At 34.2% G+C, this 23,944-nt stretch carries 23 protein-coding genes, 1 CRISPR repeat array and 1 riboswitch; of the genes, 14 read left to right on the top strand and 9 right to left on the bottom strand.

What is annotated here, in order from left to right; all coding sequences use genetic code 11:
• Positions 1-40: 40 nt before the first annotated feature.
• Entirely contained in the window at positions 41-451 is a 411-nt protein-coding gene (locus MVE07_RS01065; RefSeq protein WP_297452917.1) for a DUF501 domain-containing protein, read from the bottom strand.
• A 49-nt stretch (positions 452-500) separates the two neighbouring features.
• Between MVE07_RS01065 and thpR the strand changes: the two genes are divergently transcribed.
• The 7 genes from thpR to MVE07_RS01030 all read left to right on the top strand — a co-directional run bounded on the left by thpR (position 501) and on the right by MVE07_RS01030 (position 8,032).
• On the top strand, positions 501-1,034 hold the full coding sequence (gene thpR / locus MVE07_RS01060) for an RNA 2',3'-cyclic phosphodiesterase (RefSeq protein WP_297452915.1): 534 nt from the start codon (positions 501-503) through the stop codon (positions 1,032-1,034).
• Positions 1,035-1,067: 33 nt separating this feature from the next.
• Positions 1,068-1,160: riboswitch (TPP riboswitch) on the top strand.
• Between the two features lie 93 nt (positions 1,161-1,253).
• A complete protein-coding gene (gene thiC, locus MVE07_RS01055) occupies positions 1,254-2,612 on the top strand; it encodes a phosphomethylpyrimidine synthase ThiC (protein WP_297452913.1) in 1,359 nt (452 codons plus the stop codon).
• 34 nt (positions 2,613-2,646) lie between these two features.
• Positions 2,647-3,630: an ATP-binding protein gene (locus MVE07_RS01050; protein ID WP_297452911.1), complete on the top strand. Its 984-nt coding sequence runs from the start codon at positions 2,647-2,649 to the stop codon at positions 3,628-3,630.
• A complete protein-coding gene (locus MVE07_RS01045) occupies positions 3,627-5,009 on the top strand; it encodes a sigma-54 dependent transcriptional regulator (RefSeq protein WP_297452910.1) in 1,383 nt (460 codons plus the stop codon). Before MVE07_RS01050 ends, MVE07_RS01045 begins: the two co-directional genes overlap by 4 nt.
• Positions 5,006-6,178, top strand: a complete 1,173-nt coding sequence (locus tag MVE07_RS01040) for a tetratricopeptide repeat protein (protein WP_297452909.1) — start codon at positions 5,006-5,008, stop codon at positions 6,176-6,178. The genes MVE07_RS01045 and MVE07_RS01040 overlap by 4 nt, the downstream gene beginning before the upstream one ends.
• A gap of 8 nt (positions 6,179-6,186) precedes the next feature.
• On the top strand, positions 6,187-7,185 hold the full coding sequence (locus MVE07_RS01035; RefSeq protein WP_297452907.1) for a glycosyltransferase family 2 protein: 999 nt from the start codon (positions 6,187-6,189) through the stop codon (positions 7,183-7,185).
• Positions 7,166-8,032, top strand: a complete 867-nt coding sequence (locus MVE07_RS01030) for a lysylphosphatidylglycerol synthase transmembrane domain-containing protein (protein WP_297452905.1) — start codon at positions 7,166-7,168, stop codon at positions 8,030-8,032. Before MVE07_RS01035 ends, MVE07_RS01030 begins: the two co-directional genes overlap by 20 nt.
• Before the next feature lie 27 nt (positions 8,033-8,059).
• Here the strand turns inward: MVE07_RS01030 and MVE07_RS01025 are convergent, their stop codons facing one another.
• The 3 genes from MVE07_RS01025 to MVE07_RS01015 all read right to left on the bottom strand — a co-directional run bounded on the left by MVE07_RS01025 (position 8,060) and on the right by MVE07_RS01015 (position 10,981).
• Positions 8,060-9,106 (bottom strand): hypothetical protein, encoded by a 1,047-nt coding sequence (locus MVE07_RS01025; RefSeq protein WP_297452903.1) that lies wholly within the window; start codon positions 9,104-9,106, stop codon positions 8,060-8,062.
• A gap of 61 nt (positions 9,107-9,167) precedes the next feature.
• Complete coding sequence (locus MVE07_RS01020; protein WP_297452901.1) at positions 9,168-10,328, bottom strand: HAMP domain-containing sensor histidine kinase; 1,161 nt, start codon at positions 10,326-10,328, stop codon at positions 9,168-9,170.
• A complete protein-coding gene (locus tag MVE07_RS01015; RefSeq protein WP_297452899.1) occupies positions 10,325-10,981 on the bottom strand; it encodes a response regulator transcription factor in 657 nt (218 codons plus the stop codon). The genes MVE07_RS01020 and MVE07_RS01015 overlap by 4 nt, the downstream gene beginning before the upstream one ends.
• Before the next feature lie 79 nt (positions 10,982-11,060).
• On the opposite strand from MVE07_RS01015, the gene MVE07_RS01010 reads away from it, so the two are divergent.
• On the top strand, positions 11,061-11,822 hold the full coding sequence (locus MVE07_RS01010) for an alpha/beta hydrolase (RefSeq protein WP_297452898.1): 762 nt from the start codon (positions 11,061-11,063) through the stop codon (positions 11,820-11,822).
• On the opposite strand, the gene MVE07_RS01005 is transcribed toward MVE07_RS01010, so the two are convergent.
• Positions 11,814-13,826 (bottom strand): ATP-binding protein, encoded by a 2,013-nt coding sequence (locus MVE07_RS01005; RefSeq protein ID WP_297452896.1) that lies wholly within the window; start codon positions 13,824-13,826, stop codon positions 11,814-11,816. The two genes, MVE07_RS01010 and MVE07_RS01005, sit on opposite strands and share 9 nt — an antisense overlap.
• Complete coding sequence (locus MVE07_RS01000; RefSeq protein ID WP_297452895.1) at positions 13,823-14,596, bottom strand: citryl-CoA lyase; 774 nt, start codon at positions 14,594-14,596, stop codon at positions 13,823-13,825. Before MVE07_RS01000 ends, MVE07_RS01005 begins: the two co-directional genes overlap by 4 nt.
• Positions 14,597-14,664: 68 nt before the next feature.
• Between MVE07_RS01000 and MVE07_RS00995 the strand changes: the two genes are divergently transcribed.
• The 3 genes from MVE07_RS00995 to MVE07_RS00985 are packed head-to-tail and all read left to right on the top strand — an operon-like array spanning position 14,665 to position 17,123.
• Complete coding sequence (locus tag MVE07_RS00995; RefSeq protein WP_297452894.1) at positions 14,665-15,651, top strand: ABC transporter permease; 987 nt, start codon at positions 14,665-14,667, stop codon at positions 15,649-15,651.
• Positions 15,652-15,666: 15 nt separating this feature from the next.
• Entirely contained in the window at positions 15,667-16,068 is a 402-nt protein-coding gene (locus tag MVE07_RS00990; protein ID WP_297452892.1) for a hypothetical protein, read from the top strand.
• On the top strand, positions 16,065-17,123 hold the full coding sequence (locus tag MVE07_RS00985) for an ABC transporter permease (protein ID WP_297452890.1): 1,059 nt from the start codon (positions 16,065-16,067) through the stop codon (positions 17,121-17,123). The genes MVE07_RS00990 and MVE07_RS00985 overlap by 4 nt, the downstream gene beginning before the upstream one ends.
• Positions 17,124-17,189: 66 nt before the next feature.
• A CRISPR array of direct repeats spans positions 17,190-17,558; the repeat unit is 30 nt; unit sequence GTTTCAATTCCTTATAGGCACGCTAAAAAC.
• 266 nt (positions 17,559-17,824) lie between these two features.
• Here the strand turns inward: MVE07_RS00985 and MVE07_RS00980 are convergent.
• A complete protein-coding gene (locus MVE07_RS00980; protein ID WP_297452888.1) occupies positions 17,825-18,511 on the bottom strand; it encodes a DUF445 family protein in 687 nt (228 codons plus the stop codon).
• Entirely contained in the window at positions 18,511-20,316 is a 1,806-nt protein-coding gene (gene typA / locus MVE07_RS00975; RefSeq protein WP_297452886.1) for a translational GTPase TypA, read from the bottom strand. Before typA ends, MVE07_RS00980 begins: the two co-directional genes overlap by 1 nt.
• Positions 20,317-20,397: 81 nt before the next feature.
• Between typA and MVE07_RS00970 the strand changes: the two genes are divergently transcribed.
• The 3 genes from MVE07_RS00970 to MVE07_RS00960 all read left to right on the top strand — a co-directional run bounded on the left by MVE07_RS00970 (position 20,398) and on the right by MVE07_RS00960 (position 23,141).
• Positions 20,398-20,751 (top strand): hypothetical protein, encoded by a 354-nt coding sequence (locus tag MVE07_RS00970; protein ID WP_297452884.1) that lies wholly within the window; start codon positions 20,398-20,400, stop codon positions 20,749-20,751.
• The gene (gene uvrC / locus MVE07_RS00965) at positions 20,729-22,471 is read left to right on the top strand and encodes an excinuclease ABC subunit UvrC (protein WP_297452988.1); all 1,743 of its coding nucleotides are present in this window, start codon (positions 20,729-20,731) and stop codon (positions 22,469-22,471) included. Before MVE07_RS00970 ends, uvrC begins: the two co-directional genes overlap by 23 nt.
• Positions 22,472-22,538: 67 nt before the next feature.
• Positions 22,539-23,141 (top strand): Uma2 family endonuclease, encoded by a 603-nt coding sequence (locus tag MVE07_RS00960; protein WP_297452883.1) that lies wholly within the window; start codon positions 22,539-22,541, stop codon positions 23,139-23,141.
• Between the two features lie 173 nt (positions 23,142-23,314).
• On the opposite strand, the gene MVE07_RS00955 is transcribed toward MVE07_RS00960, so the two are convergent.
• Positions 23,315-23,737, bottom strand: a complete 423-nt coding sequence (locus MVE07_RS00955; protein ID WP_297452881.1) for a hemerythrin family protein — start codon at positions 23,735-23,737, stop codon at positions 23,315-23,317.
• Positions 23,738-23,944 lie beyond the last annotated feature (207 nt).

The raw sequence follows: 23,944 nt of genomic DNA, 5'->3' as shown, positions 1-23,944 counted from the left end.
TTTATTTAAAGCTTAAATAATATAAGAATACAACGACTGATTACAACCTTTCTATCACAAATTCACCTATAGGATTTCTGAATTTTTCATCCCCAAGATGATATGCCGTCCAAAGATGCAGACATTTAACCTTAAATGGCTTTTTATTGTAATCCTGAATACCACCTATACCTGTTGAAAGTAACTTGTGAACTACATATTCAGGATAATTTTTATTTGAGATAAGCCTTTCCCTTTCGTGAATTTCTTTAAGGTGAAGTTTTACAAAAAAGTTAAATAACTCCTCATCCTGAGAGACTTTATTTTCCCAAAATTGTATAAATCCCTTTTCTTCTAGTCTGGAGATGGCCGAATGTAGTTTTTTGTCTAAAATCCAGAATCTTGTAGGCTGAGGTATATAAATTCCTTTTTCTTCATCAAAAACAACTGGAAATTGTTTTGCTACTTTCATATCTTTAAAATTATAAGTAATTAAATAGAAATTCAATGCAGGTGGATTTTTGAAAAGAATATTTATTGGCTCATTTGTAAAAATACCTGATTTGAAATATGAAAAAATAAAAAAGGACTTCGGCGGAATAATCGCAGGAAGATGGGTTCCAGAAAAAAACTTCCATATTACATACACATTTATCGGAAACTCCTCAGATAAAGAAATCAGTAATATCAAGCAGGTCTTATCTCCGGTTTTGAATAAAGAGATAGAGGTTGATATTCAGTTTTCAGGTCTTGGGGCGTTCCCAAACATATATAATCCACGGGTTTTCTTTGTAAAAATAAAAGATACAAATGGAGAATTATCTCGCCTAAACTCATTTATTTCTGGAAAGCTTGCAGTTTTGGGATATAAATCAGATAAAAATTTTGTGCCGCATATTACTTTAAAAAGAATAAAGCATGTTAAAAAACAGCAGTTTTTAAACGCAATAAAAAGGTATTCTGATATAGATTTTGGCAGTCAGGCTTATATTGAAGTAAATATTATTGAGAGTATTCTAACACCTGAAGGCGCCATTTATAAAAAACTGGATTAAATTAGACCAAAAGTATATATTAATAGAAACTGAATAAGGCCACAGGGGTGACTATAAAGGTCTGAGAAAATACCCTTTGAACCTGATACGGTTGATACCGTCGTAGGGAGTGGTGATTTTTTTCTCAAAAGCACCCTCTATATGACCATTTTCATTTTTTAGACTATCTTTTGAATGTATATAAATGGAGCAAAACTTGGAAAATCAGGAGGTTTAGATATGAGTAAATACAGAGTTAAAAGAAGCACAACCTATGGTAAAACCCAGATGGATTATGCAAGGGAGGGAGTCATAACTCCGGAAATGGAGTATGTAGCTCAAAGGGAACAGCTTCCTGCAGAGTTAATCAGAGATGAAGTTGCAAGGGGAAGAATGGTAATCCCTGCTAATATAAACCATTACAGCCTTGAGCCTATGGCTATTGGTATCGCTGCTAAATGCAAAGTAAATGCAAATATTGGAAACTCTGCTGTTGTTTCTGATGTAGAAGGAGAGCTGGAAAAGCTTAGAGTTGCCCTTAAATACGGAGCTGACACTGTAATGGATTTATCAACAGGTGGAAATATAGATGAAATTAGGGAAGCAATTATTGCTAACTCTCCTGTTCCAGTTGGAACAGTTCCTATATATCAGGCATTGCAAGAAGTTCGTTCAATAGAAAACCTTACAGAACAGGATATCCTTGATATGATTGAGCATCAGGCTCAACAGGGTGTTGATTATATGACAATTCATGCAGGAGTTTTAAGGGAGTTTTTACCACTGGTTAACCACAGGCTTATGGGAATTGTTTCCCGTGGTGGTTCAATAATGGCAGAATGGATGACTGTTCATGGAAAACAAAATCCACTTTATACAAACTTTGATAAGATTTGTGAAATATTCAAAAAGTACGATGTAACATTCTCCCTTGGAGATGGACTTAGACCTGGATGTATAAATGATGCTTCTGATGAGGCACAATTTGCAGAACTTAAAGTTTTAGGTGAACTTACTAAAAAGGCGTGGGAGCATGGTGTTCAGGTTATGATAGAAGGTCCTGGTCACGTTCCAATGGACCAGATTGAGATGAATATTAAAAAAGAGATGGAGCTTTGCCATGAAGCACCATTCTACGTGTTGGGACCATTGGTAACAGATATTGCTCCGGGATATGACCATATTGCATCTGCTATCGGTGCAGCTATGGCAGGATGGTATGGTGCGTCAATGCTCTGTTATGTAACACCTAAAGAGCACCTTGGTCTTCCAAATGCAGAAGACGTTAAACAGGGACTTATAGCTTATAAAATAGCAGCACACGCAGCTGACCTTGCAAGACATAGACCCGGTGCAAAAGAGTGGGACGACGCAATGTCCAAAGCAAGATATGAGTTTGACTGGGAAAAGCAGTTTGAGCTGGCAATAGATCCTGAAACAGCAAGAAAATACCATGATGAAACACTTCCACAGGAAGGATTTAAATCAGCTAAGTTCTGCTCAATGTGCGGACCATCTTTCTGTGCTTACAGAATTTCCCAGAATGTTCAGGAGGCTGTTAAAGGAGAAGAACAGCAATTTTTAAACATAAATAAATAAAACCTCAGGGGGAGCTTTCCCCCTTTTTGAAAAAATGGAATATTTTGAAAAGATATTAGAGAGTATAGAAGACCCATTAATTGTTGTTTCTAAAGAAGGAGATATCATCTACGCAAACCAGGCAGGTCATTTTCTAAAATCCCAGATAGGAAAATCTAAGCTCAATCAATTATTCGCTGAACTGCTATCTATGGAAGCAATTAAAACAGGCCGTTCCGTAAAAGGAATTTTTAAAGAGATTAACAATAACAAATTTTTGATAGATGTCTTTCCTTTTGAAGACAAAGGAATAACACTGCTTGTAAGGGATATAACAAGATTTGTTGAACTTGAAGAAGTAGCTAGAAAAGAAGGACTGATAATAACCATTTCAAAACTTCTTTCTTCTATATTCCATGATATGAAAGGTCCCGTTGGAGGAATAAAAGGTGCTGCCCAGCTGCTTAAAGAGGACATAAACGATAAAGAACTGGTAGAGGACATACTATACGAAGTCAAAAGAATAGAAAGCCTGATTAATGAAATCACAAATATAACCAAACCTATCCCCCTTAGAAAAAGGGAGATAAATATTCACAAAGTAATTGATGAGGCTATAAAATCTCTGGAAAAACAATATCCGGAAGTTCAATTTGAAAGGCTGTATGACCCAAGTATCCCTGACCTTTATGTTGACCCTGATTATATGCTTAGGGTGTTTATAAACATAATAAAAAATGGTATTGAAGCTACAGATAAAAAAGGAACAATCAGAATATCAACAGGAATATCTTGGGACAAGGTTTACTCACCTGCAGGAAACAAAATTTTTATCAGAATAAAAGATAGTGGTTCTGGTGTCCCAGAAGATATGATAGATAAACTCTTTTTACCGTTTGTCTCAACCAAAAAAACAGGAATGGGTATCGGATTATCATCCTCTTACAAAATAGTAAAAGACCATGGAGGTGTTTTAAGATATATAGGTGATTCAACATTTGAAATACTGCTTCCTATTTCAGATAGAGGTAAAAAATGAAGGCTTTTATTTTTGATGATGAAAGGACAATAAGAAATGTTCTGAAGAAGGTTCTACAAAAAGAAGGAATTGAAACAAAAGCATTCGAAACAGGCGGAAAGGCAATCCAGTTTATTCAGGAGGAAAACCCTGATATTGTTTTCCTTGATATTTCTCTTCCAGATGCAAATGGTATAGATATTCTCAAATCAATTGTTTCCCTTGAAAATAGACCATATGTTGTAATGATTTCCGGTCATGATGAGTATAACTATCTAATTGAGGCAATGAAACTTGGTGCCTATGACTATATACCAAAGCCATTTGATATAGAAAAAATAAGAAAAGTAGTTCAAGAGATAAAAAAGATTACTCCCAAAGAAACTGCCACACAACAGCCTGAAATAGATATAGTCGGTAAAAGTCCACAAATGCAGGAAGTCTTTAAGCTAATAGGAAGAGCAAGTGCAAGTAATCAGCCTGTTTTAATAACAGGGGAAAGCGGAACAGGTAAAGAAGTTGTAGCACAGCTTATACACAGACACAGTGGCAGGGCAGAAGCACCTTTTATAGCGATTAACTGTGCAGCAATACCTGCAGGGCTTATAGAAAGCGAGCTTTTTGGATACGAAAAAGGAGCATTTACAGGAGCAGACAGAAAAAAAACAGGAAAATTTGAAGCGGCCAATGGAGGAACGCTATTTTTAGATGAGATTAGCGAATTGCCCCTTGAAGCACAGGGGAAATTGCTTAGAGCACTGCAAGAAATGGAAATAACTCCGGTAGGCTCAAACAAAAATATAAAGGTTGATGTAAGGGTAATAGCTGCAACCAATAAAGACCTTGTAAAAATGGTTGCTTCCGGAAAATTTAGGGAAGACCTGTTCTACAGGCTGTCTGTTATAGAAATAAACCTTCCACCTTTAAGGGAAAGGAAAGAGGACATTCCTGAACTTGTTGAATTATTTACAAAACAGGCACTAAAAACCCATAAACTTAAAAAAGGTGGCTTTACAGAAGATGCTATTGAAACGCTTATGAGCTATGATTTTCCCGGAAATATAAGAGAATTAAAAAATCTGGTTAATAAACTGATAGTTATTTACAGGGAAAGGCCTATTACTGCTGATATAGTCAGAAAATATATATATCCACAGGAAACAACTACTACAGACTGGCAGGAAGGAATACGAAAAGAAGTAAAACAGATGTTGGAGAATGAGAAAAAAAATATCTACATTAAATTAATAGAAAAGGCAGAAACTATAATAATTGAGGAAGTTTTAAAATATACTAATGGAAATATCTCAGAAGCTGCAAAATATCTTGGAATTCACAGAAATACAATTCACAAAAAAATTGAAGAATTAAACATAAACAAGGGGAAGGTGAGAAAATGAGAAAAATATTATTTTTATTAGTTTTAGTATCAGGATTTGCTTTATTTTCCTGTGCCCCTAAAACTTCAACAGTTTCAGAAACACCTCAGATTAAAAATGCCACATATTACTATAAACTTGGAATTTCATATCTGGAAGCAGGAAATAATGCACAGGCTATTTACTATTTAAGAAAAGCTTACCAGATTTCTCCTAATGACCCTGACATACTCAACGCACTGGGTATTGCTTACAGCAACGTAGGGGAGTTTCAAAAAGCAGAGCAATTTCTAAAAAAGGCACTGGAAGTAGCACCTGATAGAGCAGAAACATATACAAATCTGGGAACTATTCTTGCAAGGGAAAAGAAATATAACGAGGCAATCAGCTACTTCCACAAAGCTATAGAAAATCCAAACTACATGAAAAAAGACCTTGCTTACTACAACATAGCAATGATTTATAAAGAAATAGGGGATAAGAAAAAAGAGGAAGAAAATCTAAAAAAAGCCATTGCCTATAATGCATATATATTACCTGCATATATCGCCCTTGGAAATTTATATATACAGGAGAAAAGATACAAAGATGCACTAAACGTATTTTTAGCAGCAGTAAATAAAGGAGCATCTGATGCCCAAATATATCTTGGACTTGGGAAGGCTTACTATTACTTAAATTATCCGGAAAAAGCAAGGATTTATTTAATCAAAGCTAAAAAACTTGCTGAAAATAATGAGCTTCTCAAACTGGAAATAGATAAATACCTGAACCTTATAGACCAAAAAACGGTTAAAAGAAGAAATATATTTAATATCAACCAAGAGGGTAATATAACCCCTTCAGTCGAAGCACACCCAAATACAGAGAATACAAATCCATATACAGAAAGACAAACCATAGCGAAATACACTCCTGAAACTCAAGAAAAGCCTCAAATAGTAAAACCAAAAATCAGATTTTATGTTCTTGTCGGTAGATACTCAAACAAAAAAGCAGCTATATCCATTGCAGAAAGACTTAAAGCAAAAGGTTACAATCCGGAGATAAAAAGGGATATAATAGATGGTAAAGCTATTTATTCTGTTATAATAGGATACTTCAAAGAGTATAGAGAAGCCTCAAGATTTTACAGAAAAAACTTAAGACCTCTTGGGATAAGAGGAATTGTTAAATTTACAAGGAAATAAGGAGTGAAATGGAAAAGGTAGAGTTATCAGTTGTTATTCCGATTTATAATGAAGAAGAAAACCTTCCTATTTTATATGACAAATTAAAAAAAGTTCTTGATAGTCTTGGCAAAAGCTACGAGATCATTTTTGTAAATGACGGTTCTACAGACAGGTCATGGGAAATTATAAAAGAGTTATCAGAAAAAGATCCTCATGTTGTAGGGGTTAATTTCAGGAGAAACTTTGGTCAGACTGCAGCGATGTCTGCAGGTTTTGAAACAGCCCGCGGAGATATTATCATCACAATGGATGGTGATCTTCAAAACGACCCTGAGGATATTCCAAAACTTTTAGAGGTGCTTGATCAGGGATATGATATTGTAAGTGGCTGGAGAAAAGACAGAAAAGATGCATTTATTAGTAGAACTCTCCCCTCAAGGATAGCAAACTGGCTCATATCCAAAGTCACAGGTGTTCATCTCCACGACTATGGCTGTTCCCTTAAGGCTTATAGAGCTGAGGTTGCCAAAAATCTGGACTTTTATGGGGAAATGCACAGATTTCTGCCAGCCTTATCAAAAGCTATCGGTGCAAAGGTAACAGAAATACCTGTTAAACACCACCCGAGAATATACGGAAAATCAAAGTATGGTATATCCAGAACATTTAAGGTTTTATTAGACCTTATACTTGTTAAATTTTTGCTGGATTACAGAACAAAACCATTAAGAATCTTAGGTGGATGGGGTGCTGTTCTACTTCTAATTGGTGCTGTTATTCTGCTTTATCTTGTAGGACTAAAGCTGTTTACAGGTGCAGATATTGGGAATAGACCACTCCTTATATTTGGAACGTTGTTTTTCCTTTCCGGAATACAGCTTATCTCAACAGGTATAGTCGCTGAGCTTATTACAAGAACATACTACGAATCACAAGGCAAACGGCCTTATATAATCAAGGAAATAATCCGAGATAAAAAGCTTGAAGTGGTAAACAGAGGGCTTGTTGAAGAAAAAAGCCATTAAGATATTCGAACTATTTGTTTCTATAGCCATATCTGCAGGTTTTATATACCTGTTTTACAGGGTAATAGGTTTTGATAAGTTTGTGCAGTTTTTTAAAGAGATAAATCCTGTAAATATTATCATCGCCTTTGCTCTTTATGTTGGTTCATATTTGACAAGGACATTTAGATGGAAGCTTACACTCTCAATAAACCAGTTTAAAAAACTCTTTAAGATTACTGCTTTTAACACGGTATTTAATATCTTTATGCCATTCAGGACAGGTGAATTATCATTTTTTTATATGCTTAAAAAAGAAAATATTCCTATATCTGAGAGTGCTGTTAGTTTCGTTTCTATAAGGATATTTGATGCACTTTCTCTTTTTGCTGTATTCGGGATGTCCTTTTTTCTTTTTAAGGGAATGCCTTTGCTTGCAATTCTTACGATTGTATCGATGCCCTTAGCTGCATTTGTGCTTAAGTATTTCGTTTCATTTATAAAACATGAAAAAATAAAAGCATTTCATGACACGAAACTAACTCCAAAAAATATAATAGTGCTATATGTTCTTTCTGTTCTAACATTTATTCTTAAATTTACAGCCTTCTATCTTGTTTTACCTTCAGGGGTAGATTTGTCCTTTGTTGAGGCATTTTTTGCAGCTTCTGCAGGGGATTTGACAACTATACTTCCAATTCATGGAATAGCAGGAATAGGAACTTACGAAGGGGGTTATGCAGGGCTTTTAATATTGTTTGGTATAGATAAAGAAACAGCTTTACTGTCTTCTGTGTTTGTCCATCTATTTATGCTGATGGGTGCGGCAGTAGTTGCTGCATTTTGTTATTTATTTTTGAGGGATTAAAAGCCCTCTTTATGAGGGCTTTCAGGTTTATTTTCCTCCACCAAATGCCTGATTGAGCTTCTCTTTTACAAGCTCTGTTGTTATTCTTGCAACATCTTCTTTTATACTTTCTTTTATTTTTTCCTTAAGATCTGCTTCAATACTTTCAAAAAGTTTTGCTTTTATTTCCTCTTTCATCTGGTCAATGGACTGGGTCATTTCTTTTTCAAGCCTATCAAAGAAGTCCTTTTGAATTTCTTCTTTAATCTTGTCTAAATCAAGTTCTGACCTGATTTCATCAATAAATTTTTCAACGGCTGTTTCCAAAACAATTTTCTTTACTTCTTCAGGGGATAATTCAATGGTCATTTTTATATTATTTTGATTTACATTTGAAGCCTTAGGCTGATTGGAGCTAACAATTGCTTCTTCAGGAGCTTTGTTTCCATTACCTGTAATTGCTTCTTCTATGGATGGAACGGCAGCTTCAAGGGGTGAAGTTTCTTCTGTTTCTCCTTGTGGTGTAAGCTCTTCAAGTAAAGAATCCATATCAGAAACTTCTTCTTCAAGCTCAAGCTCAAATTCTTCTCCTGTATCTTCTGAAGCAGAAACGGTTTCACCTAAAAGGGCTTCAAGGTCTTGGGGTGGAACATATGATTCTTCTTTTTCTTCTGTAATTTCAGGTTGTTTTTCTTGAACAGGTGTGGTTTGTTCGGTCTCTGGTTTTGTAAAGGGTTCTTTTGGAGTTTTTGATTTTAACTCTTCTATAAGGGTGCCTAATTCTGTCTCTTTGTCATAAAATTTAATACCTTCAAACTTTTTAAGACTTTCATCATTTACTGAACCTTTTTCTATAAGAGCTCTTATATCAATTCCTTTTACCTGTGGTCTGGATATAAAAAATTCAAGGGCATTTAGTGCTATTTCTCCTCCAGAAGCATCATATATGACAATATCCGGGTTTTCTGCTCTTCCTTCTTTTAATTCGTTCACCAAGCTAAGAGAGTCCATATATCCCTTTACTTCTGCTCCTGATAGCTCTGCAGCCACTTTTGCCACAAGCTCACTATCAAAACTAACAACGGCTATTTTCATAATCCCCTCCTGTATAAATTTCTAATAATTATAAACATTTTTGGCTCTGTATAAAATTTTTTTAGAACCTTACTATAAATTCGTTGTGAACACCTTCTACTTTAACTTTTATTTTCAGTTTATAAAAGTCTGCAATTTCTTTTACTATTGCAAGACCAAGTCCAGAACCCTCAGATGTTCTGGCTTCATCTTCCCTGTAAAATCTCTCAAATATTTTGTCTAAATTCTCTTTTTTGATTAATTTACCGGTATTTTTTATTGAAACCTGTTTTTTCTTTATTGTTATTATTATTTCTCCGTTTTCACAATTATATTTAATGGCATTTTCAAGAAGATTAGAAAACAATTTTTCCATATCTGCTTGATTTGCTTCTATTGTAATCTGGTCTTCTTCCTTGAATATCACACCTATATTTTTTTCTTCTATTTTTGGAGAAAGAAGGTGAAGCTGCTTTTTAATGAGTTCATTTATATTTACAGGCTTTTTTTCTTTCTCTCCTATCTGGCTTATAAATAGCAGGTCAGATACAATACTTTTCATATATTCAACTGTTTTTGCTATATTTTCAATGTTTTTTTCAACATTTTTAAAGTTTTTTTGTTTTATTAAATATAGATTAGATGAAATTACTGTCAGCGGTGTTCTAAGGTCGTGGGATACGTTTTGTGTGAATCTTTCCTGTTTTTCTACTGTTTCTTTGATTGGAGACAATATTTTTTTGGATATTAAAAAGGAAAAAACGAGAATAACAGTTGATAAAACAAAAGTTACATAAATTAATATGAGTTTGAGCTTGTCTATACTTGCCAATATTCTACTTAGATTTTTTCCGACATAGATATAATAAAGATTTCCGTTTTTCTTTATGGAAGTTCCAAAAACAACGTCATAGCCTATAACCCGAAAACCTGAAAAGAAATTTTTTATCTCGCATAATTTATGTTTGTAAAAAACCATTTTTGCATCATAGTTATAAACGCACAAATATGTGTCTTCCGGAATATTAACATTTTTTACTATAGAGAAATCCCTGAGAGGATTTTCAACTACTTTAGATACTTCAAAGGCAGTGCTTTTGAGCTCATCTGATATTTCATACAGGATTTGTTCTTTATAAAAGTAGTAGATACTACCTGCGAAGGCTGCGAGAATAAAGGTTGATATTGCTGAAATAAGAAGGGTTATTTTTAATCTTGCTTTAAGAAACTGGTCAAGTTTCATTCTATTTTATATCCTACACCGGAAATGTTCTGGATGATATCTTTGTCCTGAAGTATTTTTCTCAGGAGTTTTATGTTTGCCCTGACAGTTTCTTTAGACGGATAATCTGTTATATCCCAGCATTTATTCATAAGACTTTCATAAGTAACGATTTTTCCTCTATTTCTAATCAGTTGTTCAAGAATACAGAAAAGCTTAGGGGTTATAACAAGGCTTTTTCCATCCCTGTAAACTTCTCTTTTTTCAAGGTCTATCTTTATATCACCCAGCTGGACTATCTTATTTTTCTCAGTGGATACTCTTCTTATTAATGCCCTTACCCTTGCAAGAAGCTCCTCTATCTCAAATGGTTTTACCAGATAATCATCTGCACCTATATCAAGGCCTTTCACTTTGTCCTGTAATGTGTCTTTTGCAGTTAACATCAGAACAGGGGTATTATTACCTTTCTCCCTTAAAATTTGACAAACCTTATATCCATCAATTTTAGGTAGCATTATGTCTAGAATTATAAGATCATACTCGTATAGATTGGCAAACTCTAAAGCTTGTTCACCATCTAAAACAGAATCTACAATATAATCATTTAATTCCAATATCTCTTTAAGCGTATTGTTAAGTTCCTGATTATCTTCAACCACCAGTATTTTCATACTAAAAAATTTATTCCTTAAATAGTGAAAAGGAAGTGAAAAAACATATAATAAATAAAAAACTACAAGGAGGGTTAAAATGAGAGCTTTTATACCTGAGGCAGTTCTTTTTTTACATGCATTTCCATTAAATAAAAATATGTATAAATACCAGTTTGAAGCACTTGAAAAAGAGGGAATTCCTTATATTGCCGTTGATTATCCAGGTTTTGGGGAAGAAAGGAATTTTCCTGCCGAATACACAGTAGAAACCCTTACAGATGCCATTCTGTCAAAAGTAAAAGATTTAGGGGTTAAAAAGGTTATTCCTGTGGGAGATAGCATGGGTGGATATATTATGTTTGACCTATGGAGAAGATATCCGGATATTGTTAAGGGATTTGTTTTTGTCTCCACAAGAGCTGAAGCCGATACAGAAGAAGCCAAAAAGGCAAGATATGCAACCGTAGAAAAAGTGGAAAAAGAAGGAAAGGATTTTCTTATAGAGTTTATGCTTGATACCCAAACATCACCAGCTACTAAGGCAGATAAAAACAAAATGGAAGAACTAAAATGCATAATGAATCAGGCTACAGAAGAGGGAATTATAAAGGCTCTTAAAGCCCTTGCCATAAGACCGGATAATACAGGATTGCTATCAAGCATAAATGTTCCAACAATTGTTGTGGCAGGAAAAGATGATGAAAAAGTTACTCCCCCTGAAATAGTAAAAAAGATTGCAGATGGCATTCCTAATGCAAAATTTTATGAACTTGCTAATAGTGCACATCTGCCACCATTTGAAAATCCTGAAGAGTTCAATAAACTTCTTGTATCTTTTGTTAAGGAAATATCAGGATAAAGGTAGTTCTACTCTAAAAACAGCCCCTTCCTCTGAAGGAAGGGCTTTTATATTTCCACCATGGTTTTCTATGATTTCCTTTGTTATGGCAAGGCCAAGGCCTGAACCTTTTGATTTCTTGGAATAATAAGGAATAAAAATCTTTTCAAGCTCTGACTGGGGAATTCCTTTTCCGTTATCCTTAAAGGTAATAATAATCTTGCCGTCTTCTTTCTCTGCTTTAATTTTTAAGACTCCAATTTCTTTATCTATACTTTCATAGCTATTTTGAACCAGATTTAAAAATGCCTGTCTAAGCAGTTTTTTATCCGCTTTTAAGGATATATCATCAGAAATATCTACTTCTATTTTGAATTTTTCCGATTGATAACTATCTGCTATTTCTTTGATTAGCTGTTTTAGATTAATTTCGTTTTTAGTTATCTGTCTCCCTGAGGCCGCGAACTGACCAAACTCTTTAACCAGCTTTGATAAATGGTCAACTTCTGTGAATATAACATTAACAGCTTTTTCCAAAATTTCTGGGAATTTTGGGTTGCCGTTATGATACTGTCTTTTTATCCTTTCTGCAGAAAGTCTAATAGGTGTAAGTGGATTTTTTATTTCATGGGCTATTCTCTGGGCTATCTCCTTCCACGCAAGGACTTTTTCTGCAGCTACAACATCTGTTATATCGTCAAAGACAAGGACGTATCCCTTGTTTGATAATTTTGTTATTCTGGCTATTATTATCTTTCCATCAACATTTATGGTCTGTTCCTTTTCAATATTTTTTATATCTAAGCCTATACTTTTCATAAACTCTTCTATGTCCTTTCCTTTTATCTGTGAAGGATCTATGCCTAATATCTCTGCTGCTGCTTTGTTTATTTTTTCTATCCTGCCGTATTTGTCAGAATAAATAACACCTGTTCTGGCGTTTTCCAGTATAGCTTCAAGGTATTCTTTATTTTCCTTCAGTTCTTTATTACTTCTTTCAAGCTGGAGGTAGAGAGCTTTTAATTCTTTTACCATATGATTGAATTCGTCTATCAGGATACCTATTTCATCAGGAGCTTTAATATCAACCTTTACATTGAGGTTTCCCTGTGCCAGTTTTTTGGAAGCATCAACAAGCCTTTCAAGGGGATAAGTCAGATTTCTAACAACATACTGGGCAAACCACAGGGCAGCAAAGATAACAAACATGGTAATGGTGAGCATAGTTACGATATAGCTAACTCTGATAGGGTTTTTGTAATACCTGAATTTTGAATAAATGTCTGATATGTAGTTTATTTCCTGTTTATATCTGGACAATAAAGGTGGCAGACGATACTCAATTATTATGTATTTATCTTTTTGATATTTTCTTATATACCTGAGAAAATACTGGCCATTTTCTTCAAAGATGTATTTCTTCAGCTTAAAATCAAAATCTTCAACCAGTTTTTTAGGTTTGCCATAAATCATTATAGGTTTCTTGTTTTTATCAAGGATTATCATTGAGTTTATCTTGAATTTTTTAAATGCTTCGTAAGGGGTTATTTTTTTTGTGTCTATCATATAGACAACTTCATCAAGTAGCTGGGAATATGTTTTGATATCTTCATCTATTATTTTTTGGGTAAGGTCTAATGCTTTTTCTACTTTACCACTAAACCACAGGTTTGTTGCATTTGATATAAGGCTTATAGATGCAACCGAAAGTATCATTGCAGGGATGATGACCATTGAGATTAAAATAAATGAGAGTTTCCGCCTGAGCTTGCCTGTTGTTTCCCTCTTTTCAAAAAATAGTTTTATCAGATGCCTGAGGGATATAGCCAGAATAGCGAGGAAAAATACAACATCAATATTTATTATGATTAGGAAAATATACGGGTTAAAGACATCCTTTACTTTGGAAATCTCTTTAAAGATATAAAGGTTTCCAACAATAAAAACAAAAACTGTAACAGAGATTATAAAAATATTACGGCGTCTTCTTTGAAAGTCTGAGTAAGTTTTGTCAAAATCTGTCATCTTTTATATTTATCCGGAAGTTCTCTTGGTTTTTCTCCTAAATATTCAACCTCTTTTTCTTCATCAAGTCTTTTTGAAAATGGTTTTTCCATTGTTAGCTCTTCATAAACATGGGCAACTATTCCCGGAACTCTACCTATAATAAAAAATCCCTTCCCCAGTCTCCAGTCAAATCCCATCTCTGATACTATTGCTGCTATTGCTCCGTCAACATTCATTACCAATTTTTTACCTTTGATTTTTTCTATGGCTTTTTCTACTTCCTCTGCAAACTGACAGTATTTTCCGTAAAATCCTGTTTCCTTTGCTATTTCAAATAATGTCTGTGTTCTTGGGTCTGCTTCTTTGTAGTATCTATGACCATATCCGGGAATTCTTTTTCCCTGCGAAAAATATTCTTTTACAGTTTCTTCAGGGTCTTTGTCTATATTTTCCTGTAAAAATCTCATAGCACCTTCCAGTGCACCACCATGGGCTTCCCCAAAGGCAAGAATACCGGCACCAACCCCAACATGCAAAGAATTTCCTCCGCTTATAACAGCACGGGCTGCAATAATAGAAGGGGGAGCGATTGAATGTTCAATTGTTGCAACAAATATGGCATCTAACATTCTTTTTTCTTTTTCATCAGGAAGTTCTCCTTTAAGAACAAGATATATAGCTTCTGTAAAGGTTAGATTTTTTACCAGTTCCCTCAGATTATATCCCCTTACATAAGCCTCTTTATCAAAATGCCAGCTTATTGCCGTTCTCCATTTTTTCTTTTCCAATTTCTCCTCCTTTATACATACAATTTCTGTTAAATTATATTAAATAACAATTTTTTATCGGGGGAAGCTTGTTTTTATATATAGTTAAAAGACTTATTCAGATGATACCCCTCGTTATAGGGATTACATTTATCTCATTTATTATTATCCAGATGGCTCCCGGTGATTATTTAGACCAGCTCAGGATGAACCCCCAGATTTCAAAGGAAACTTTAAGAGAGCTTGAGAGGGCATACGGTTTAGACCAGCCTATTTTAGTGCAATATTTTAAATGGCTTATTAATGCTTTAAAATTTGATTTAGGGTATTCATTTTCATATCATCTGCCTGTTATTGAGCTTATTAAAGAACGGGTAGGAAATACTCTATTTTTATCTATAACATCAGCTTTAATGGCGTGGCTACTTGCTGTGCCGATGGGAATATGGGCTGCATTAAATCCAAACAGATGGATTGATAAGTTTATACAACTGTTTTCATTTACATTTATGTCTATTCCTAACTTTTTTCTGGCATTTTTACTTTTGTTTGTTGCGGTTAAAACCGGATTGTTTCCGACAGGTGGGGCAACCTCACCGGATTATGATCAACTAAGCCTGACAGGAAAAATCATAGACCGATTATGGCATGTATCTCTGCCTGCCTTTGTTCTGGCAGTTGGCTCTCTGGCAGGAATAGTTAGACTTGTTAGAAGTGCTATGATTGAGGCTTTACATTCTGAATATGTTATGTTTGCCAGAGCAAAGGGATTGCCGGAAAAACAAGTAATATTCAGGCACGCCCTTAGAAATGCATTAAATCCATTTATTACTCTTCTTGGTTTTGAAATTGCTAATTTGCTATCTGGGGCAGCACTTATTGAGATTATTGTTAATTGGCCGGGAATGGGAATGCTTATGCTTGATGCAGTTTTATCACAGGATTTATATCTAGTTATGGGTGGATTGTATATTGGTGCTATTATGTTGATTATTGGTAATCTGATAGCTGATATACTACTTGCCAAACTTGACCCAAGGGTAAGACAAAGGGAAATTGAAGGTGTTTTGAAATAACTTGGGGGTTTTATTATGGCTATTGAAATTGAGTTTAAGGATTTTCAAAAATTTGTTGAATTTATGATTGGCTGTAATCACAGATTTAGCTGCCCGGAGAATTTTGCCATTGCATTTATCAGACCTGAGTTTAAGGAAGAATATGAAAAATTAAAAGAAGTTGTCAAAGAAGCTTTAAGGAATACTGATATTTTTGCTGAAATAGACAATAATCTGTTTGTAATTCTTACAGGAACAGATAAAAAAGGGGCTGATTTTATTAGCAAAGCGATATATGAGTTTTTTAATAAAAGTGTTGTTGAGGTTTATATAGATTTTCCAGAGGATGGAAAATCGGTAGAAGAGCTGCTTAAAAATCTTGAAACAGCAGTTGAAAATAAATACGGATTTTTAATAGGTAAGTATTTTAGAAAATGAGAGAAATTCTATACTACATAAAGAAAAATAAACTGGCTTATGTTTCCCTATATGTGCTGGGAATACTATATTTTCTGGCAATATTTGCTGATTTTATAGCTCCATATCCTTATGATATACAGCATCGGGATACACCTTACCATCCACCTACGCAGATACATTTCTTTGATAAAGATGGAAATTTTCATTTAAGACCGTTTGTTTATAAATATAAATTGGTTGACCCGGTATTTAAAAAATACAAAATTGATTATTCCAAAAAATACCCGATTTACTTTTTTGTAGAAGGTGAAAAGCATTATTTACTTGGATTTATTCCTACAAATATTCACTTGTTTGGTGTAAAGCAGGGAAAAATATTTCTTCTCGGAGCTGACAATTTAGGCAGAGATATATTTTCACGGCTTTTATACGGCGCCAGAATTTCTCTATCTATTGGGATCGTGGGGGTTCTACTTTCCTTTTCTATAGGTGCAATTGTAGGAGGTATTTCCGGTTATTTTGGGGGTAGAGTTGATAATATTCTGATGAGATTATCTGAAATTATAATGTCTTTCCCGGGATTTTATCTAATGCTGGCTTTAAGGGCAATTTTCCCTATTACTCTGTCTTCTGTGCAGGTATATTTCTTGATTGTTGTTATCCTTTCATTTATTGGTTGGGCTGGTCTGGCACGGGTAATCAGAGGAATGGTTTTATCTATAAGAGAACAAGAGTTTGTCCTTGCTGCCAAAAGTTATGGTGCATCTTCACTCAGAATAATAACCCGCCATATAATTCCTAATACTTTTTCTTACCTGTTAATTGCTGCCACTTTGTCAATTCCCGGATATATTCTTGGTGAAAGTGCCCTTTCGTTGCTTGGTCTTGGTATTCAGGAACCTTATGCAAGCTGGGGAAATATGCTTGCAGCTGCACGGAGTATATCAGCCATATCAAACTATCCATGGATACTTGCTCCGGGAATAGCAATATTCATTACAATTCTGGCTTTTAACCTGCTGGGAGATGCTTTGAGAGATGCATTAGACCCTAAATTGAGAAAAAATTTATAAAGGTTTAGATAAACAAATAATTCTATGTTTTTCTAAAACCATAAAAGTAATAGCTTGGCTACCAAAAATTCAATTTCTTACAGGAATTCTAAAAACAGATAGAAGAAATATTGCCTGAATATACCAAAGATAGTTTCAATTCCTTATAGGCACGCTAAAAACAAGAGGTGGCAAGAGCAGAAGGGTATGATGAGGACGCAAGTTTCAATTCCTTATAGGCACGCTAAAAACTTTTCAAGACACAACAACCTGGGAAAAAATGAGAGGTAGAGTTTCAATTCCTTATAGGCACGCTAAAAACCATTATGATTCTTTTTATGATGAATATAAAGAGAAGCCGTTTCAATTCCTTATAGGCACGCTAAAAACAATAATCCTTTAGCTTATGTGTTGCCCAGTGATGATGTTTCAATTCCTTATAGGCACGCTAAAAACCCCTTGAAATTGGTTTCATATTCTGTTGTCAAATAGCCGTTGATATATCTTATTGAGATTAAATATACGAAAAATTATAGTCCTTGTCAAATTGATTTAATTTTCAGTCGACCTCCAATCCCGTAAAAATCCCTGGGGATCGACAAACCTTTGGTATACAAAGCCGAGATTTAAATTTTAGCTAAATTTCCTGTGAGATTTTGTCTCAATTAAAGGTCAAAAATCTGCGATCGACAGACTCAAATTTTTAAATTTTTTCTTAAAGGTTAGTGTAACAAGTATAAAATACTCTGCAACAATCCAATTAAAAATCCCAGAACGGCTCCTGTATAGGTGATATGTTTTAATTGTTTCTCAGAAAATCCTATGACAATTTCTTCCAAAGTTTGAATATCCATCTCCATGAGTGTATCAACAACCATTTTTTCAATATTAAGTTGGGATAGAATTTGTGGCAATTCTTCCTCTATATTTTTCTCTATGTTATCAGAGGCTTTTTCAAGGAGTTTATCTTTGAGTTTTTCCTTTAGATTCTCTGAAAGTTTTTCAATAGCTTTTTCAAGGGCTGTGGCTACAATAGTTGTTTTAATATTAAATTTTCCAATGGATATACCGCTTTTAACTGATTTTACTAAGTCCTCCAATATCTCATCTATTAGCTGGTCAAGGACAATTTCTACTCTTTTTTGTAATCTTTCTTTATAACCACTTTCTTCAAAAAGTTTATGGAGTTTTTCTGTGGTAAAAAGATGCTCTTCTATTGTTTTTGCAAGGGATATAGCTATCTCTTTTCTTCTTTTGGGAATAAGTCCCGGGGTGAAAGGGATTTTTACCCCGAATATTCTCTTTTCCTCAAAAGGACGGAATAACATTTTTATAGCAAGATAGTTTGTTATATATCCTATGAAAGCTCCCAAAACCGAGGGTATTAAAAACTGAACTATTTCGCCCATTATGGTTTTCTAAGCTGTTTTTTTCTAATTCTTATTGCATCCGGAGTAACTTCTATAAGTTCATCATCTGTTATCCATTCCATAGCCTTTTCAAAGTCCATTACTTTATGGGGCACAACTTTTATATTTTCATCATTTGCAGCTGCACGGACATTTGTAAGTTTTTTCTCCCTTGTGATATTTACCCAAAGGTCATTATCCCTGTTATGCTCTCCTATTACCATTCCTTCATAAACTTCTGTTCCCGGTGGAATAAAAAATATTCCCCTATCCTGCAATGAATATATAGCATATGGGGTAGCAACTCCTTTTCTATCAGCAACAAGGGCACCATTTTGTCTAATTCTTATATCACCAGACCAGGGTTGCCAGCTGTCAAATATAGTGTTTATTATTCCTTCCCCTTTTGTATCTGTTTTGAACTCTGACCTATAACCGATTAATCCTCTTGAAGGAATAAGAAACTCCAGTCTAACTCTGCCACTGCCGTGGTTTATCATATTTATCATTTTTCCTTTTCTTGCGCCTAACTTTTCCGTAACTGTTCCGATAAACTCTTCAGGAATATCAATTAAAACCCTTTCTACCGGCTCAAGTTTAACCCCGTTTTCCTCTTTTATGATTACTTCCGGTTTTGATACCTGAAACTCATATCCTTCTCTACGCATCATTTCAGCAAGAATTGCCAGCTGAAGTTCGCCTCTGCCTTTGACCAGAAATGCCTCCGGATTATCTGTATCTTCAACTCTAAGGGCAACATTTGTAAGGGTTTCTTTGTATAACCTTTCCCTTAAATGTCTTGAGGTTAAGAATTTCCCGCTTCTACCTGCAAATGGAGAGTCATTTACAGAAAAAACCATAGATATTGTAGGTTCTTCTACTGTGATAGGTGGTAATGCCTCTGGATTTTCAGCATCGGCTATTGTATCTCCTATCTGGATATCATCAATTCCGGCAATAGCAATAATATCTCCTGCTTTTGCTTCTCTTGTTTCCACCCTTTTTAAACCTTCATAGGTATATATATTACGGACTATTCCCTTTACTATTCTGCCGTCAGGTTTAACTACCGAAACTTGCTGATTAACTTTTACACTACCATTAAATACTCTGCCTATTGCCAGTCTTCCGACGTAGTTATCATAATCAAGAGATGTAATTAAAAACTGAAAACCTTTATCAGGGTCGTATTCTGGAGGGGGCATATAGTTTATTATTTCCTCAAATAAAGGTCTTAAATCTTTACTGTCATCATCAAGCTCTTTTTTAGCAATTCCGTCTTTTCCTATCGCATAAATAATTGGGAAATCCAATTGTTCTTCTGTGGCATCAAGATCTATGAACAGGTCGTATATCTCATCAATAACCTGATTTATACGGCTGTCAGGTCTGTCAATCTTGTTTATCACAACAAGTGGTGTTAATCCTGCTTCAAGGGCTTTTTGCAGAACAAATCTTGTTTGGGGCATTGGACCTTCTGCTGCATCAACGAGAAGAATAACCCCGTCAACCATTTTTAATGTTCTTTCAACCTCGCCACCAAAATCAGCGTGTCCCGGTGTGTCAACGATATTTATTTTGATACCCTTGTAGTAAATAGCCGTATTTTTGGCCATTATTGTGATGCCCCTTTCCCTTTCCAGATCAATATTATCCATTATTCTTTCTTCTACTTCCTCATTTTCCCTGAATGTTCCGCTTTGCTTTAGAAGGGCATCAACAAGGGTAGTCTTCCCATGGTCAACATGGGCAATGATAGCAATATTCCGAACATCATTTCTAACTGCTTTTTGTGTCTGTTTCAATTATCTCTCCTTCAAAATTTGATATAAAGTAAAAACCAATATATATTATAAACTTTGGCAAAATATGCAAAGGGAGGTAATATGATAACAAAAATTGGTAGTCAAGCTCCTTACTTTGAGTTTTTAGACGGAATAAAGGGCAAAAATCTATACGACCTGAAACAAAAATATCATATTGTTATATATAAAGCTGATGATGACAAGCTTGAACAGTATGAAGATGAGTTTGAAAAAGCAAATGTAAAGCTAATTGATTATGTCCAGATAACCACAAAAGATTTTGCAAAACATTTTGGCCTTGATGAAAATAAGGATTTCTTTATTCTAATTGACCAATATGGCGTGGTTCAATATGTAAGCGATAAAGTCCCTTCATTTGAGGAAATAATGAACCTTATATCCTTTGCAGAAGATGAAGGATGCTGTGCCCTCTGATAACTTTCAAATACTAAAAAAATACATAGATAAAGCCCCTGAGGAACCGGGGGTTTATCTGTTTAAAGATAATTCAGGAAAGCATATCTATATAGGCAAGGCAAAAAATCTAAAATCCCGTCTAAAAGGACACTGGCAGAATTTAAAATTAGACCCGAAAGAAAAAAGGATTTTTGAGGAAAGCTCAAGAATAGAATGGATTATCACAAAATCCGATTATGAAGCTTTCGTCCTTGAAAATGAACTTATAAAACAGTATAAACCTAAATACAATGTCCGTCTTAAATCCGGCTCCGGTTATCCTATGCTGGTCATTACCGATGATGAGTATCCAACGGTATTAATCAGCAGAAAATACGGCGAGATTAAAGGGGAATATTTTGGGCCCTTCTTACCTGCCAGAACTGCACGGGCTATGAAGGATTTAATTCATAAATTATTTAAACTTAGAACCTGTGACCCTTTACCAAAAAGGAATATTGTCTGTTTTGATTATCATCTTGGGCTTTGTTCTGCTCCTTGTGTAAATAAAATCTCAAAAAAGGATTACAACTTTGATGTAAAAGCTGCTAAAGCATTTTTATCCGGAAATGTGAAAAAAGTTATCTACCAGCTTTATGACAGGATTGAGGAATATACATCAAAAATGATGTTTGAAAAAGCTGCGATTGTTCGTGACCAGATTACAGCAATGGAAAATCTGGTGCAAAAACAGGAAGTTTTAGGACTTCCTTTTGAAGAGGCAGACCTTTTTTATTTTGCAGGAAATAAAGTTTTGCTGGTAATAATCAGGGGACACAGAATAGTAGGAAAAAATTTTATAGATATCACCCGACAAGGCTTAGAAGATAGCTTTTACGATGCAGTTATTACAGGCTACTACTCACGGGGAAATTTTATTCCGGAAATAGTAATCTCAAACCAGCCTTTATCAGAAAAGGAAAATATACAAAAATGGCTATCTAACAAGAAAGGCAAACAAGTCCAGATTGAGTATCAGATTCCGGAGCAGATAATAAGTTTTATAGAAAGGAATTTTTCATTTATTGATTTAACAGATATTAAGAAAAAATTTGCTGAAGTTTTTGGCTTCCAACTCCCTGAAAGGATTGAAGGATTTGATATATCAACCTTGCAGGGAGAGTTTACAGTCGGTTCTTGCGTAGTCTGGGAAAATGGAGAGATGAATAAAAAAGAATACAGAAGATTCAGGGTAAAGACCGTCAAAGGTGTTGATGATTATGCATCTTTAAGGGAAGTTTTATATAGAAGATTTAAAAGATACAAAGAGTTTGAAAAACTTCCTCTTGTGCTTATTGACGGAGGAAAAGGACAGCTTAAACAAGGGCTAATCGTAAAAGATGCTCTGGGGCTGGAAAATCTCCGTGTGTTTTCAATAGCCAAAAAAGAAGAGATTATCTATACAGATGACGGTAAGGAAGTTCGTCTGTTTGACCATAAGGAACTGCTTAAATTATTTACAACTATAAGAGATGAAGCCCATAGATTTGCAATTTCTTATAATAGGAAACTTCGGGAAAAAGAAGGACTTAAAGAAGTTTTGGACAATATAAAAGGAATAGGCAAAAAAAGAAAAGAAATTTTATACAGAACCTATAAAACCATAGACAGAATTGCCATGGCAAAAGTTGAAGAACTGGAAAAATTAGGCATCCCCAGAAAAGTAGCCCGGAATATTAAAGATTATTTATCAAAATAAGTTATCCTTGTATTATCTGAACAAAAGATTAGAATTAACTATAGAACCTTTTACAGAGGTGAATTTTATGGAAGCTGTAATGAACAAAAAAACAAAGACAAGAAAAAGAATTCCTAAGTATCTCATATACGAGATGAGAAAAGGCTCACCTATTTATTACCGGGATTATGACAAAGTAATATCAGGGGAGAAAACAACGGAGGAAATTATGGGGAGTAGTGAATTACAGGCACTTTTAGTAATGATTATTTCTAATTATATTTACAATTCTCTGAAGAAAAAATATTTTGTTTTTGGTCATGAAATTGGCTACAAATTTGCTCCACGTAGCTGGTATAACCTTGATATAGCAATAATAGAAAAAGAAAAACTCAAAAAAATATCAGATAAATATCTAACCATTCCTCCAAAGGTTATTATAGAAATTGATACTAAGGCAGACCTTAGAAAATTTGAAAATCCACAGGATTACTTCCATAGGAAAACTCAGGATTTACTCGATAGCGGAGTTGAAAAGGTGATATGGATTTTTACACAGGATAAGAAAGTCTGGGTTGCAGAAAGAGGCAAAAGATGGATTATAACAGACTGGGACGACACAATTGATGTTATAGATAATTTAAAACTTAATATTGAAAATCTTCTAAAGGAGGAAGGAATAAAGTTCTAAAATTCCTTCTAAATCTTAAAAATGTTTATAAACTTGCTATTTCTAAAAATTTATGAACTATAAAGCGAGAAATTTACAAAAGAATTTATAATTAATTCATTTCTAAAATTCCAAATCATAAAATCTTATAACTTTTAGAAATCCGTTAAATTAAAAACAAAAATTTTATCTGGCTATTCCCTTATAAAATGGGATAAAAAGTGTGCTGTAACAGTATCCATGGTCTGAATATGGTTTATAAGCCACGGGAGAAACTGATTTTCAAGGTAGCTTTTTATGATTTCTGGATTTTTGTTTTTCTCCCAGTTTTTCTGCAAGTTTTGAAGTTGTCCTAAAACCATATCATGCTCGCCTCTATGCATTGGATAAGCAAAGAAGTTATACTGTTCCATCATCTCTTGCTCAGAAGAAAAATGATACTTTACGTCTTCCAGAAATTCATTAAAAGCCCTATCTATATCTTCAATAGATACCTCACCTTTTTCATACTCCTGAAGAAGTTGATAAAGTTCATTCATAATTTCTATCTCTTTTTCATGAACTTTATTCATTCTTTCAAGTGCTACCCTTGGTAGCTGTTCTATTGGAATAAGCATATTTTCCTCCAAAGCTTAAATAATAATTATTTTTAATAAAAAGACAATTTTAGATTTTTATCAATGACTTAAATCAAGGATTAATTTGTGCTTATTTAATGAATAAGTTCTCAATTTTGTCTAAAAAACCCTTTTTTTCTTTCTTTTGTTTTGACATTTCATATTCCATTTTTGCTTCTTCTACTATTTTATTTACCAGTTCTTCTA

Source organism: Persephonella sp., assembly GCF_027023985.1.
GTDB lineage: Bacteria > Aquificota > Aquificia > Aquificales > Hydrogenothermaceae > Persephonella_A.
The sequence above is the reverse complement of the archived record's forward strand: the minus strand, read 5'-3'. Positions and strand labels throughout refer to the sequence as shown.